Annotated in this window: 13 protein-coding genes; 4 read left to right on the plus strand and 9 right to left on the minus strand. The window is 42.5% G+C overall.

Translation table 11 applies throughout. The annotated features are described in order from the left end of the window. Window positions 1-30 precede the first annotated feature (30 nt). Window positions 31-699, plus strand: coding sequence for a peptide-methionine (S)-S-oxide reductase MsrA (gene msrA, locus FNW02_RS09525; RefSeq protein WP_191757306.1), 669 nt, complete (start codon window positions 31-33; stop codon window positions 697-699). 102 nt (window positions 700-801) lie between these two features. On the opposite strand, the gene FNW02_RS09530 is transcribed toward msrA, so the two are convergent. From FNW02_RS09530 to pedR, 6 genes are all read right to left on the minus strand, one after another. Further along, window positions 802-1,992, minus strand: coding sequence for a serine/threonine protein kinase (locus FNW02_RS09530; protein WP_191757307.1), 1,191 nt, complete (start codon window positions 1,990-1,992; stop codon window positions 802-804). A gap of 107 nt (window positions 1,993-2,099) precedes the next feature. Then, complete coding sequence (rfbB, locus tag FNW02_RS09535; protein WP_191757308.1) at window positions 2,100-3,179, minus strand: dTDP-glucose 4,6-dehydratase; 1,080 nt, start codon at window positions 3,177-3,179, stop codon at window positions 2,100-2,102. Window positions 3,180-3,235: 56 nt separating this feature from the next. After that, the gene (locus FNW02_RS09540) at window positions 3,236-4,231 is read right to left on the minus strand and encodes a glycosyltransferase (protein WP_191757309.1); all 996 of its coding nucleotides are present in this window, start codon (window positions 4,229-4,231) and stop codon (window positions 3,236-3,238) included. A gap of 191 nt (window positions 4,232-4,422) precedes the next feature. After that, window positions 4,423-4,707, minus strand: coding sequence for a hypothetical protein (locus FNW02_RS09545; protein WP_191757310.1), 285 nt, complete (start codon window positions 4,705-4,707; stop codon window positions 4,423-4,425). 25 nt (window positions 4,708-4,732) lie between these two features. After that, window positions 4,733-5,434: a DUF6391 domain-containing protein gene (locus tag FNW02_RS09550; protein WP_191757311.1), complete on the minus strand. Its 702-nt coding sequence runs from the start codon at window positions 5,432-5,434 to the stop codon at window positions 4,733-4,735. A 556-nt stretch (window positions 5,435-5,990) separates the two neighbouring features. Beyond that, complete coding sequence (pedR, locus tag FNW02_RS09555; protein ID WP_191757312.1) at window positions 5,991-6,254, minus strand: photosynthetic electron transport-dependent transcriptional regulator PedR; 264 nt, start codon at window positions 6,252-6,254, stop codon at window positions 5,991-5,993. A gap of 456 nt (window positions 6,255-6,710) precedes the next feature. Between pedR and FNW02_RS09560 the strand changes: the two genes are divergently transcribed. Continuing rightward, complete coding sequence (locus tag FNW02_RS09560) at window positions 6,711-7,688, plus strand: carbohydrate kinase family protein (protein WP_191757313.1); 978 nt, start codon at window positions 6,711-6,713, stop codon at window positions 7,686-7,688. A 117-nt stretch (window positions 7,689-7,805) separates the two neighbouring features. On the opposite strand, the gene FNW02_RS09565 is transcribed toward FNW02_RS09560, so the two are convergent. Further along, complete coding sequence (locus tag FNW02_RS09565; RefSeq protein ID WP_191757445.1) at window positions 7,806-8,288, minus strand: gluconokinase; 483 nt, start codon at window positions 8,286-8,288, stop codon at window positions 7,806-7,808. 554 nt (window positions 8,289-8,842) lie between these two features. Here FNW02_RS09565 and FNW02_RS09570 point away from each other — a divergent pair. Together FNW02_RS09570 and FNW02_RS09575 are read left to right on the plus strand one after the other, a co-directional pair. After that, window positions 8,843-11,173: an alkaline phosphatase D family protein gene (locus tag FNW02_RS09570; protein ID WP_191757314.1), complete on the plus strand. Its 2,331-nt coding sequence runs from the start codon at window positions 8,843-8,845 to the stop codon at window positions 11,171-11,173. A 248-nt stretch (window positions 11,174-11,421) separates the two neighbouring features. Further along, window positions 11,422-12,168 (plus strand): dienelactone hydrolase family protein, encoded by a 747-nt coding sequence (locus tag FNW02_RS09575; RefSeq protein WP_191757315.1) that lies wholly within the window; start codon window positions 11,422-11,424, stop codon window positions 12,166-12,168. Between the two features lie 102 nt (window positions 12,169-12,270). Here FNW02_RS09575 and FNW02_RS09580 read toward each other — a convergent pair whose 3' ends face one another. Next, entirely contained in the window at window positions 12,271-12,468 is a 198-nt protein-coding gene (locus FNW02_RS09580) for an NblA/ycf18 family protein (protein WP_191757317.1), read from the minus strand. 295 nt (window positions 12,469-12,763) lie between these two features. Then, the gene (gene sfsA / locus FNW02_RS09585) at window positions 12,764-13,489 is read right to left on the minus strand and encodes a DNA/RNA nuclease SfsA (protein WP_191757318.1); all 726 of its coding nucleotides are present in this window, start codon (window positions 13,487-13,489) and stop codon (window positions 12,764-12,766) included. Window positions 13,490-13,577 lie beyond the last annotated feature (88 nt).

Consider the following 13,577-nt stretch of genomic DNA (forward strand, 5'->3'; position numbering starts at 1 on the left):
AGGTAAAGATGTATATCAGAGTCAGAATCAATGGTGCTATTTGGATTTGGCAAAAAACAGGTTATGCCCACTCCTGAAGAAGCTTTGCCAGGAAGGGCACAGTCTATACAAGTACCCGCTCATCACTATGTCAATAAGAATTCCCTAAAACCTCCTTATCCTGATGGATTGGAAAAGGCGTTATTTGGTTTGGGCTGTTTTTGGGGTGCAGAACGTAAATTTTGGCAACTGAACGGAGTTTACACCACCGCAGTAGGTTACGCTGCCGGGTTCACGCCCAATCCTACCTATGAAGAGGTATGTAGTGGACGGACTGGTCACAATGAAGTCGTATTAGTTGTGTTTGACCCCAAACAGATTAGTTACTCCCAACTGCTGAAAGTCTTCTGGGAAAGCCACAACCCCACCCAAGGAATGCGTCAGGGTAATGACAGTGGCACTCAGTACCGTTCTGGAATTTACGTGTATTCCGAAAGTCAAAAGCAGCTAGCAGAAGCATCACGAGAAGCCTATCAGCAAGCTCTCAACAAATCAGGTTATGGCGAGATTACTACAGAAATCTTGGATGCACCTGAATTTTATTATGCAGAAGCTTACCATCAACAGTATCTAGCTAAAAACCCCAATGGTTATTGTGGCTTGGGTGGTACAAACGTTGCTTGTCCTGTGGGTGTAGTTGAATCGCAAGTGAATGGTTAGAACAGGAGCCAAAGGGGAGCAGGGGAAGCAGGGGAGCAGAGGAAAAATAACTCTTGACCCTCACTCCTAATTCCTGACTCCTGACTCCTGTCTCCTGACTCCTTACAATGCAGATTTGAGCGCAGTGAGCGCCCACGTCCACAATGCAATACTTATAGGTGCTCCAATGAGAACACCGGCGATCGCCCAGCCTCTTTGATGTGCTTTGAAGTGTTCAATACTGCGCCACTGTCTACTTTTCCAAGCCCATTCATTGCCTTTTGCACCGAGAGCGATCGCCATTATCCAGCCAATTTGGGGCACAAAACAGAATAATCCAAACCATACTTGATTAGTCCACAACCATAGCCAAGGTAGTAGAAATGCTCCCCAATTCCACCCCAGAATTTCCTCTGGGACGGTCTCAGTGTAATTATTGATTCCGCATCCAGAATTGTTGGTGACTTCTTTTAGTGGCAAAAGCTGATTTTTAGCAGATTTGACAGCTAGACCAGATTTGAGAGCATTCAACGCTTGGCTAGCACTAGCAAAGCGCTGCTCTGGCGCAGGTTCAGTTAACTTTTGTAGCCAGCTAATAAAACTAGGACTCAGGTTAACTCGCTCAGTAAATTGCAACCGCAAATCCTGTTGGGGTAAATCACAAGGAGAAATACCAGTTAACAAATGAATCAAAGTTGCTCCCAATGCATAGAGATCCGATGCTGGAACTGCTCGACCACCAAATTGTTCCATTGGGGCATAACCATAAGTACCCACAATAGTAAAAGTAACGCCTTCTTTTGCCGCTTTATCCTGAACTGCGCCAAAATCAACTAAATAAATATGATTATCTTCACCCCAGATTAAATTACTTGGCTTAATATCCCGGTGTAACACTCCTGGATTCAACTCATGCAAATGCATGAGAATATTCAAAACCTCAATAGCAATTTTCCTAACTCGTTTTTCAGTAAACCTTTTGCTAACAATAAGTTGTTCCTTGAGTGACTCACCAGGAATATACTCTTGCACCAAGCCAAACCAGAGTGTGCGGTCATCAATACAAAAATAATCGATATACCGAGGTATACGGGGATGATTTAGCTGTTTAAGAATCTGTGCTTCCCTCTCAAAGAGTTTTAGGTCATCCCACTGTACAGTACCGCCAAAAGCCAAAAGTTTGACCACAACTAACGAATTTTCCGCATCGGAAGCTTGTAAATCCGTTGCTAGCCAAGTTTGACGAATCCCATTGTTGCCGAGTTGGCGTTGAACTTGATAACGCTCTTGTAATATCTGCTCTGCTTGCAGCATTTGACACCTGCTTGCAATTTACGCTGATCTGATTTTCTTACTATTTAAGGATAGTCATTATCTCGCTAGACTGTGGGAGGGATAGAATCAAATAAGCAAACTTAGTGTCAACGATCATTTGCCGATTCTAGATAATTTTTGCGATAGAAAGCTTGATATTCCGCAGACAAGAGAGGTTCCCACCAATCACGATGAGCGAGATACCATTCAACAGTTAAACGTAAACCCTCAGCAATTGTAACTGAAGGCATCCAACCAAGTTGATTTTTGATCTTATTCGCATTAATTGCATATCTCCTGTCATGTCCTGGTCTATCTTTGACGAAAGTAATTAACTGCTTTGAGGGAAAAACTGGTAAATCAGGTGCTAATTCATCCATCATCTGGCATAAAGTTTGTACAAGGTTGAGATTTTCCACCTCATTGTTACCACCAATATTGTAAGTTTCTCCTGGTTTACCGTGATTAATGACCACATCTAAAGCATGACAATGATCGCCTACATAAAGCCAATCTCGTATATTTTTCCCATCACCATAAATTGGTAATGGCTTACCCATTAAGATGTTAATACAGATTAAAGGAATGAGTTTTTCGGGAAATTGATACGGCCCGTAATTATTAGAGCAATTTGTGACAATTGTCGGGAGTTTATAGGTATGGTAATAAGCACGAATTAAGTGATCACTGCCAGCTTTCGAGGCTGAATAGGGACTATTAGGAGCGTAGGGCGTTGTTTCACAAAAAGCTGGATCATCTGGGTTGAGACTACCGTAGACTTCATCAGTAGAAATGTGTAAGAAACGATAACTAGATGGCTTTGATTTCGCCTCCCAGTGCTGCCGAAAAGCTTCCAAGAGGGTGAAAGTTCCTACCACATTAGTTTGCACAAAAGCGGCGGGTTCGAGAATTGAGCGATCAACGTGAGATTCAGCGGCAAAATGAGCGATGATATCAATATTTTCAGTTGTTAATAACTGCTCGACAACAGAGCGATCGCAAATATTCCCTTGTACAAACCGAAAATTCTCTCTTCCTTCAACCAGCGCTAAATTACGACGATTTGCAGCATAGGTGAGAGCATCCAACACTACCACTCGATCACTGGGATAAACCTGACACCAGTGATGCACAAAATTTGCCCCAATAAATCCCGCACCCCCTGTTACCAATAACCTCCGACTCATTAATTTCCTCTCTTTGTTTTGTGGTTCGTGAATCTATCTCACGCCGCACCACAATATTAACCCCTAAAATATTTTTTGCTGAACTTATTGTATATTTTCTGCACCATTAATTGTGCCATACGCGTTCTCGTCAAACTCTTAATATTGGATGACTGCTGGTTTTTGTGATCAAAGAATTCATTCAATTCATCTACTATTACCTGGAAACGCTGAATAATATTTTCAGTTCTATACTCAGCCAAAAAATCTTTAGAAAAAGATAACTGCATTGGAGAATTAACAACTTTTAAGATACGTTGTACATCATATTCTTGAGAATAGCCAGCAATTTTATAGCAATTAAATCCCGGATCTAAATAATCGGATAGTCCACCGTTGATACTAGAAAATACTTGACAGCCACAGGCGATCGCTTCCATTGGTTGCAGTCCAAATCCTTCACTAACACGCTGTTTCGCCCAATATTCAGCAGAATCATAGAGATAAACCTTAGCCCTATTAAACAATCCAGGTAAATCTTCTACATAGGAATCAACGACCAAGACTTTACAATTTTTTTGCAACGCCGGAATCAATTGTTTAATTAAATATTCTGAAGATTTTCGAGTTTGAACTAAAACATCAATATCCCGCTCAATATGTAAATTTTGAAATTCATCAGAAATTTGATTAGGCAAATAATAGATCAGAGAATTGGGTGATTTTTGTCCCCAATATCCCATTGTATTTCGACTCACAGTAATTATAGGAATACTCGCAGGTAGCATAAATGGATAACCTGCACTATGAGCATGATAAACTACGTTGTAAGATTTTAGCTTGGTGACAAGTTTAGCAACATCAAATCCCCAGCTAATGACAAAAATTACATCATTTAAATTTTTCTCTTTTAGCAAATCATCTATGAAAAGCTTGCCTTTTTCTCGTTGACGATAAGTTACAACATCAGCATTACAGAAGCGCTGAGCAAGATTAACTGTTTTTAACTCTGCAAACAAGCCACCACAAGCAAATTTGCCATCTGTCCCAGGGAGTAAGAAGTAAAGTCTCATTACACAATTCTCTAAGAACTGATTTATCAAGTAAATCTTAAATTTGTAGTAGCTTATCTACTCTAAATTAGTGCAATAAATTTTGTAGATTGAGTTGAAATATGAAACATAATATTCCTGAGATTGTTAAGTTTTGCTTTGCTCTACCCAACCTACATTTAATGCACTAGGAATGAAGAAACAAAAAGCATTTAGACCGGCTTCACTGTTTGCCAGAGAGCATCAACTTCAGATGGCGTGTATGCACTTTCCGACGCAACCGTTGTCATATCCGCGAGACGTCCAGCAAGAAACGAACGCCCAACCTTGATCAGATCGTTGTCTGGATAAGAGGTATGTACCCACAGCCCAATCTCTAAGGAATCTATTCCATCAGATTCTACCTTGAACACAACTTTATGGAACGGTTCAGGAAAGCCTGGTCGGTGCTGGTTACGAAACACTTCCTTAAGGGTGATACTGGTTTCAAAATGCATGATGGGTTCCTTTACTTTTTACTTTTTATTCTTGCCAGTTTACCTTTACAAAATGTCCTTGTCGTCCCCAAACGTCGCGTGTACGGGTAATATTTTCAATTTCTAGATTAAAGGGAATGGCAGTTGTTAAGTAACGCTGCGCCATAGAACCTAAATTTGGTGCAAGTTCTGCTGCTGTCGTGGCTGCTAACCCCAAACCTATCAGCTGCTCAATTGGTCGGAATGGTAGTAGAAGATGTACACCTACAGCTAGTCCAGCGGTTAAGAGCAGTGCTACTGATAAATTTGTGCCGCAACGGGGATGTACAGCCAAATCCCATTCTCCACTGGTGAGGCGATGTTGAGCAAGTGCGATCGCTCGCCGTAAATCACTAATATTTACCTCACCATAAAGGTAGAAGCCCTGTTCGGTAGACAAACCGCTTAACAGTTCGTTATCAACTTGAATATTAGTAGACCCTAGTAGATGAGAATAAGCGCTTTTTGATTCACCTAGAACCCAAACAGTGGCGTGTTCTAAGGCGTGAACCTGTCGCAGCATCAAAATTTCTTTCAAACCTGGAATAAACGATAGCTGCTTGAGTAAATCGGCATCTTGTGTAGGTTGGGGAAAGTCCGTAGGTCGGTCTTCTAGGCTCGGAACTTTCCCAGATAGAGGTATCGTAAAATCAAAACCAAAAAAGTCAAAGGGAGATGAATCACCTTTGGCAGAAGCAGAAGTATTCATAGAAACACTGCTCCTCAAGCCTATGGAGCAACATAGATTTCTTTCAAATGTAACGCTTGAGCTAGTGGATTGTTGCTAATTTTTGTTGATGATTGGTTGACAACAAAGTTATACCAATTAAAAAAAGTGACAGACAGAACATGTAGAGACGTTAATTGCAACGTCTCTACTGTTCGTTGCACACTCTCGTTGGCGTGAGTTTTCTTTTCGTCTTTGTAAATGTCAGTTGAGTACAGAGGAAATTTCCCATCGGTACTAATTATTTTTTCCTAGAGAAATATAATAGTACCGATGGAAGGAAAACTGCCTTTACTCAGAACCAATAGGCTAGTAATCCGTTCTGCTGCATTTTGAGAGGAATTCTGAATTTATAGTTTCCGCTTCCGAGGGTTAGCTTTTGCTCCATTAGCGTAAATTCCCACTAAGTAAAGGATGCGGAACTTTTGGTAGAGGTGGTCACACTGAAATAAAGGAGTGAGGAGAACAATCAGTAAATCTCAAAATTGGGTTGTCAGCATACTAGACAAGATTAATCACGTCGTTACTAGCAAATTGTTTATTCGTTCTGGTTAGGCAGAATACAGCAGTTGACATCATTCAAACAGACTTTGCCCCACTGTAAAGCCCAGCGGACAAGAGCTACTCGATTTTCTGTCTGGGTCTTAGTCAGAATATTACTGATATGGTTATCAACTGTACGCTTGCTAATTTCCAGTTTTCCTGCAATTTCTTGGTTAGTTAAGCCAGCGGCCACTAAGTCGATAATTTGCAGTTCTCTGTCTGACAGAGTAACAGGGGTCTGAGACTCGCCACCAGCCATGACTGTTTCTATCCTCCCTTGGTATATGTACTTAATCGCTCTTTCTAATTCTAGAAGATTCTTTTGTAGGTAGGGGTTTCAAGTGTTCGCGGCAATACCAATATCAATATTTTCTTTGGATTTCAAATTGACAGTAATCTAAATCACGAAGATTTTATGTATTAAAAATTGCATTTTATCATAAAAAAATACCGTATAATTATTGAGTTGATAAAGTGAGGCTCAAGAGCATATACATGATATGGGAGTAGTAAAAATTGCTATTTCATTCTGTGAAGGACTGGCGACAAATAAGCAGAGAACATTGTAGATTTTATACTGGAAATTTGTCATCTGTCTTTAGAAGTTTGCTAAGTCGGGAAACCCCCAAAGTTCAGTTCGCCGATTTCCGGCGCTTTGACTTTCTCCCGCACACGACAGGCTCAACTTGTGGCAAAATCGAAAATCTAAAATGAAATGAGCAATCCCCGTGTTTTGTGCCTCGGTGAAATTTTGTTTGATTGTTTAGCCGATCAATTGGGGCTAAACCTGGAAGAAGTTCAATCTTGGACTCCTTACCCAGGAGGAGCACCAGCTAACGTAGCCTGTGCTTCAGTAAAGTTGGGAACGCCAGCAGGATTTATCGGAGCAGTAGGTGAAGATGAGCCAGGGAATGCACTGGTCAAGCTATTACAAGAAGTAGGTGTAGATACTACAGGGGTACAACGCCATCCCACAGCACCAACACGGCAAGTTTACGTGACGCGAGATCTAGCAGGCGATCGCACTTTTGCTGGATTTGGTCAGTATAACACCGCAGAATTTGCCGACACCCGCCTGCAAGCCAAGCAATTGCCAAATTTGCTGTTTCAAGAGGCAGATTTTCTAGTTTTGGGTACTTTGGAATTAGCCTATCCTGAAAGTGAGCAGGCAATTCACCGTGCCCTAGAACTGGCAGAACAATACGACCTAAAGATTGTGCTAGATGTCAATTGGCGTCCTGTATTTTGGCAAGATTCCAACATCGCTCGTCAGAAAATTCAAGAATCATTGAAGCGAGTTGATTTTCTCAAACTCTCCAAAGAAGAAGCCGAATGGCTATTTGATACAGTCGATCCGGGAGCCATTACTTATCGCCTAGCTTCAGTTGAGGGAGCGCTGGTAACAGATGGCGAAAACGGCTGTGCCTATTGTCTGGGTGAGAACGAGGGTAAATTACCTTCGTTTTCCATCCCCGTAGTCGATACAACAGGTGCAGGAGACAGCTTTCTAGCAGGGTTCATCCACCAGCTGAGTCAGCATGGTATCCATAGCTTGGGGGATGCACAAACAGCAAAACGTATCGTTACCTATGCCAGTGCTGTTGGGGCGCTGACTACCATTAAACCAGGAGCGATCGCCTCTCAACCAACATCTGCTGAAGTCGAAGCATTTCTCGCCACACATCAACTTTAAGTGACTGACTACTTAAGCACAGAGAACTAGCTTTTGAGAGGTAAAGGGAAAAGGAAAATTTTATCCTTTTCACCCTTACCCCTTTACCCAAGATCTTGCAAAAAGGCCACAAGATCTTTATTCAAAATATGCCTTGAGATAATCCACAATTATTTCTGGTGAATCAGAAACATCGACATAGATACTATCAGGTGGCTCCTCAAGGGCATCAAACTGGCTCTTGAGAAGTTTTTCGCTCATAAAATGATTGTGGCGCTCTTGCAGCCGCTTTTGAATAACCTCAAAAGATCCTTTGAGGTAAACTAGCTTGACGCGATCGCTATCTAGTGACAAAAATTGGCGATAGCTAGCTTTAAGTGCTGAACATGCTAACACTACATTTTTATCTTCTTGCAACCACTGGGCGATCGCTCTTTGCAAAGCTTGCAACCAAGGTATCCTGTCATCTTCACTTAGGGGAATACCAAGCCGCATTTTCTCAATGTTTGCTGGCGAGTGAAAAGCGTCAGCGTCTTTAAATTCCCAGTGTAATGCATCCGCCAGCAGCAGCCCGATAGTAGTTTTGCCAGACCCAGATACACCCATTACCAGAATAATCATATTAATTTGGCGCAAAGACACGAAATTAAGCTTATCCCACCCATAAAAGGGGATAGGATAACACGAAAGACTGTTGACTGTTGACTGTCAACGGTGTCGGGGCGTCTTTCATCACCTACCGAGAAGAAATGGGTTTCCTGACGCCTTTTTATAACTACTTACTGAATTGAAGCCTTAACCCGTTACCACAGTCAATGTATCCTATCAACTAAGATATGCAGTCATGCGATCGCCTCCGGCGGGGCGTAGCCCATCGCCCCCTCAACAATTCTGTAAACTTCATAGGTGGTGATCACAAGGTCTACAGTTTGGGATAATATGAGGATTCATGACACTAAAAGCAGAGTGGCTCTGAAAGTATTACTCTGTGATTGTTTCAGCTATCGGTTTTTATAGTCTTTGCCTATTTCACTTCTCATTAGGCAAAATTAAGCTGGGCTGGTATCAAATACTCAAGGTTTGCGCCGTGTCAATCAAGCACTACAAGCTTTAGTTTTAGGCAATGTTGTACTATTTTGCCCTGATAACATTAAAACCTCATATGAACCGACGCAATGAACAATCAATCTGAGGACGAGTTTTTACAAGATTTACCACTGATTTTAGCAGGGCCAATTTTACAACACACGGAACCTAAATCAGTGACGGTTTGGGTTGCACTCAAACAGCCTTGTCAAGTAGAACTCAAGGTTTACGAAACAATAAATAACGGTACAGTGTTAGGTAACTCTTTGTTAGAAGGAAGACGCTCTACAGTTGCGTTGGGAAAATCACTTCATGTTGTGGCGGTAACAGCTCAGTCTACAGGTAGAGAATGCCTAATTAGCGATCGCATATATGCCTACGACCTCCTGTTTACTAACCAGACTTCCCACCAGCAATCTTTGCAGCAAGCTTTGTGTTCAAACCGCTTTCCCAACGTTAACATTAGCTATTTTGAACATCAAAAACCAACATTTGTTCTACCACCCAGCCGTCTCCAAGATTTACGAATTGTGCATGGTTCCTGTCGCAAACCCCACGGTGATGGGTTTGATGCACTACCCATCCTAGACTGCCTCATTGAGGAAGCTGCAAACCAACCAGAACAGCGTCCCCATCAACTTTTTCTCACTGGCGATCAGATTTATGGAGACGATGTTGCCGCGCCCCTATTGTGGGTATCTAGTATGCTGGGCGACGCGCTGTTAGGCTGGGAAGAACGGCTACCAGTCACTCAAAATAAACCTAGAGATGCTAGTTACCATACACCCAAGCAATTGCCTCCTGGACAGCGAGTTGAAGTTGCGACTTACCAAGCTGGCTTTACAGCCGGATTACACAATAAAGAGGCCAAAGTTGCTAGTCACCTTTTAGGTCTTGGTGAGTATTACGCATCTTATTTATTGGTTTGGTCGCCTGTGTGCTGGCCGACCACTTTCCCTAGAGGGCGGGAGATGATGGGCGGTAGCAAAACGCGTCGGCTATGGGATCGGGAAGTTCGAGAGATGCGGCAGTTTATCCATACTCTTTGGAAAGTACGACGCGCTCTCGCAAATGTGCCTGTGTATAGTATCTTTGATGACCATGATGTTAGCGATGACTGGAACCTCAATCAGGCGTGGTGTTTACGAGTGTTGGGACGACCTTTAGGGCAAAGAACCGTTCAAAACGCCCTGTTAGCCTATGCAGTTTCTCAGGCGTGGGGCAATACACCCAATCAATTTGCAGCTGGTCAACCTGGTGAAAAATTATTGGCGGCTGCTCAAGACTGGTCTGCTTCCCAAGGTACGGATATCGCAGCTTATAATGCGATCGCTCGTTATGTAGGGATGCCACCAACTAACCCACGCACTAGCTTACCTGAGTTTGTTCAAGACGGTGCTGTGTTGGTGCTAGAGCGACACCCTGAAGCACTTACTTGGCACTATACCGTACGGAGTCATTGCCATGAAGTGATTGTTTTAGATACGCGCACATGGCGGGGCTATCCTGCCGATGACAAACCGACTGCGCCACCGATGCTACTGTGCCCCCAAGCCTTCGAGCAACAACTCTCTCTACCTCTACAACAAACACCTGAGATTCAAGCCACATTGGTGATTGCACCTACTAATCTATTTAGCTTAAAAGTAATTGATTGGATTCACCATTGGCAGTTGCGACGCGACAAAGTGTTTGCTGCTGATGTTGGGGATTCCTGGAATATTCATACTGAAGCATTGGCAAAATTTCTAACTACTCTATTTGAGCAACGCCAACAAGTTGTTGTTCTGTCTGGAGATATCCACTACGGTTCTGTTGTTCGTATGTCTCATGTAGGTACTTCTTCAAATTCTCAAGCGCAATCTGTTTTAGTGCAGTTAACCGCTAGTGCTATGAAGAATGAAGAGACTATTACTCGGATCATCCATACACGATTGAAAGACTGGATTTTACCAGAAAAAGTAAGACGTTGGAGCGGATGGTCTAATCCCCTCAATATGGTAGAACAAAAACCCAGAGAATCTCGCCGCGATCGCCAGCTACAAATGAAACCCGATTGGTATTGTGCATTAGAGTGGATTCCTCGACAAAACACTCGGAAGCCTTACTTTGGAGCCAATATACCGTGGCTAATCACTACCAAACAACAAGCAAGAAACGACAAATGGAGATGGTTACAGCGGCTAATGTTCTGGAAGTTCCCCTGGTTTCAAGAGGGACGAGAAGTGGTGGGATTAAATAATTTGGCTCTAGTTCAATTTGAATTGGCAGACGCCAGTAAACCTCATAAAGCAATTCAAGATTTGTACTGGTTTTCTCCTTGGTATCCTACCCAAATTGTTTATAGCCGTTTTGATAGTCAACTTGTGCCTAATCAGTCTTTGTATTGGTTAGGAAGCACTAGTAAACTTGAGCAGTGATTAATTTTTGCGCGATCGCACCCATAAAATGAACATTTAACCCCAAAATGTAGTCATTAATACTATTTTTGGGTGATAGTCAAGGTAGATTTATACAGTGCAATGGAGTGTCAAGGGTGCATTTGCTAAACATAGATGGAATTTAGCTTGTTCAACGCGGTGAAGCATACGTTGATTCGCTTTAGAAAAATTGCAATAGCGAAAACGGGCAGCGAAGCTAATTAAAGCAAGCACCAAATGGAGACAAAATGCAAATTACCAAACGCAATGTCGAATTAAGAGTAGACGACAGTTTAATGCGTGTTTACGTAGCATCTCCCAAACTAACAGGACTTTATCCAGGCATTTTATTTCTTAGTGATATTTATCAGTTAGGTGGCGCAATGATTCGCCTAGCTAACTACTTAGCAGGATGCGGCTATGTAGTAGCAGCTCCGGAAATCTTCCATCGAACTGAGCCAGTTGGTCTAGTTATTGAGCCAGACGATATTGGACGGATGCGGGGTAATGACAATGCTCGTCGAACTTTGGTAGCTGATTATGATGCTGATTGCCGTGCTGTGATTGAATTTCTGAAAACAGAGAGTTTAGTTTCTCCGGGACAAATAGGCACTCTCGGTTTTTGCATTGGTGGACACTTAGCTTTTCGAGCAGCCTTCATGAGTGAAGTTAAGGCAACAGTCTGCTGCTATCCTACTGGTATTCCCAGTGGTAAGTTAGGTAAGGGAGTAGCTGATACAATCCAGCGAGTCAGTGAAATCAAAGGCGAGATGCTCATTGTGTTGGGTACTCTTGACCCGCATATACCGGAAAACGACCGTCAAACCTTAATTAAAGCACTGGAAAATGTCAGGGTATCTCACAAAATTTTCTTGTATGAAGCAGAACATACCTTCATGCGCGATGACGGCTATCGCTACGATTCTGCTGCTGCTACCTCTGCTTGGTCTGAAATAGTAGCGTTCTACTCGTCATATTTAAGTTCCCAAAATTAAGACACTGACTGAATTGATAGAAGAGTGGTTGGACGTTCATTAAAGTAAAACTCGTATACGGTTGAATTTCAACGCCATCAACCACATATTTACTTCCTTGCTTTACCCAGAAATTGCGTCGGAATCTAATTCCCACTCATGCTTGAGCAATTGCTGATAAGTCTTTTCTTGAATCATCATCCGCTCATACAGCATGAGTAATAATGCCTGAGATTGTTCACGAGACATTTGCTGTACTTGGTCGGCAAAGCAACGGAGGCTAAATTCTTGTTCTAAAGATAAATTCATGGGTTGGTTCATTACTGGCTCCTGTGCCAAATTGGCGAAAACTAGAAGGTCAATGCTAGCTAAATTGGTTGGCAGCTAGATACATTGAGCTATACACCCATTGAGTTTGAGGGCGTTCCCTTCTTTGTGGGTGTGAGCTTCTGTAAATTTATATTAACTAGTATAACAAAATATTTACAAAGCTGAGACGATGAGGTGTCAGCTTTTAACGCATAGGCGCTTCTCTACGAGACGCTACGCGAACGCCTTCCCGCAGGGTAGGAATGCAAAGGGAAACGCGGAGTAACGCAGAGGTATTATTGTGTAATTAAATTTTTAGCTTTGCCAAGCCTAAATAACGGATGCCTTCTGGAGAGACGTCAAAACGGCAGGGTAAGACTTCTAAACCGAGAGCGATCGCAGCCCGCAACAACTTACCATATATAGGGTCTGTGATATCACCAGGGGCAAACTCAGTACAATCTCCCCGATTGATAAAGTAAAGCATCACCGCACGAGTTAGGGGTAATAGTGCCGTCAGTTCTCGCAAGTGCTTTTGTCCCCTTGTCGTCTCCGTGTCGGGAAATAGTGCCAATCTTCCCTGCGCCCAAGTTGTATTTTTCACTTCTAAATAAATTGGGCGATACTCATCACTTCCTGTTAAGAAGAAATCTACCCGACTTTTTTTATCTTGCCCATAAACTACTTCACCCTTGATTTGGCTATAGTCGCCCAATTCTGGGAAAAGTTGTTTGGCCAAAGCTAGCTTTACCAACCGATTGGGCAAAACAGTATTTATGCCTACCCAAGTCGGCTCGTTATCATGCACCTGAATCAGTTCCAAGGTGTAAGCCAGTTTGCGGTTAAGATTATCGCTTTTAGAAAGCTGTACTGCACTTCCAGGAGTCGATACTCCAGTCATTGGCCCTGTATTTGGACAGTGCGCTATCACTACTTCGCCAGAAACAAGTTGAACATCAGCAAAAAAGCGCTTGTAGCGTTTGAGTAAAATACCAGGATACAGGGGTGGATAACGGTAAAGCCAATCAATCATTATGGAACTTTGGTACTGCTAGTAAATATACGTCGATTTTGCTGTAATTCTTCTTTGGAGAACTAAAACTGATAGCGCATACACTCTA

It is taken from the genome of Komarekiella delphini-convector SJRDD-AB1 (assembly GCF_014831675.1).
GTDB lineage: Bacteria > Cyanobacteriota > Cyanobacteriia > Cyanobacteriales > Nostocaceae > Komarekiella.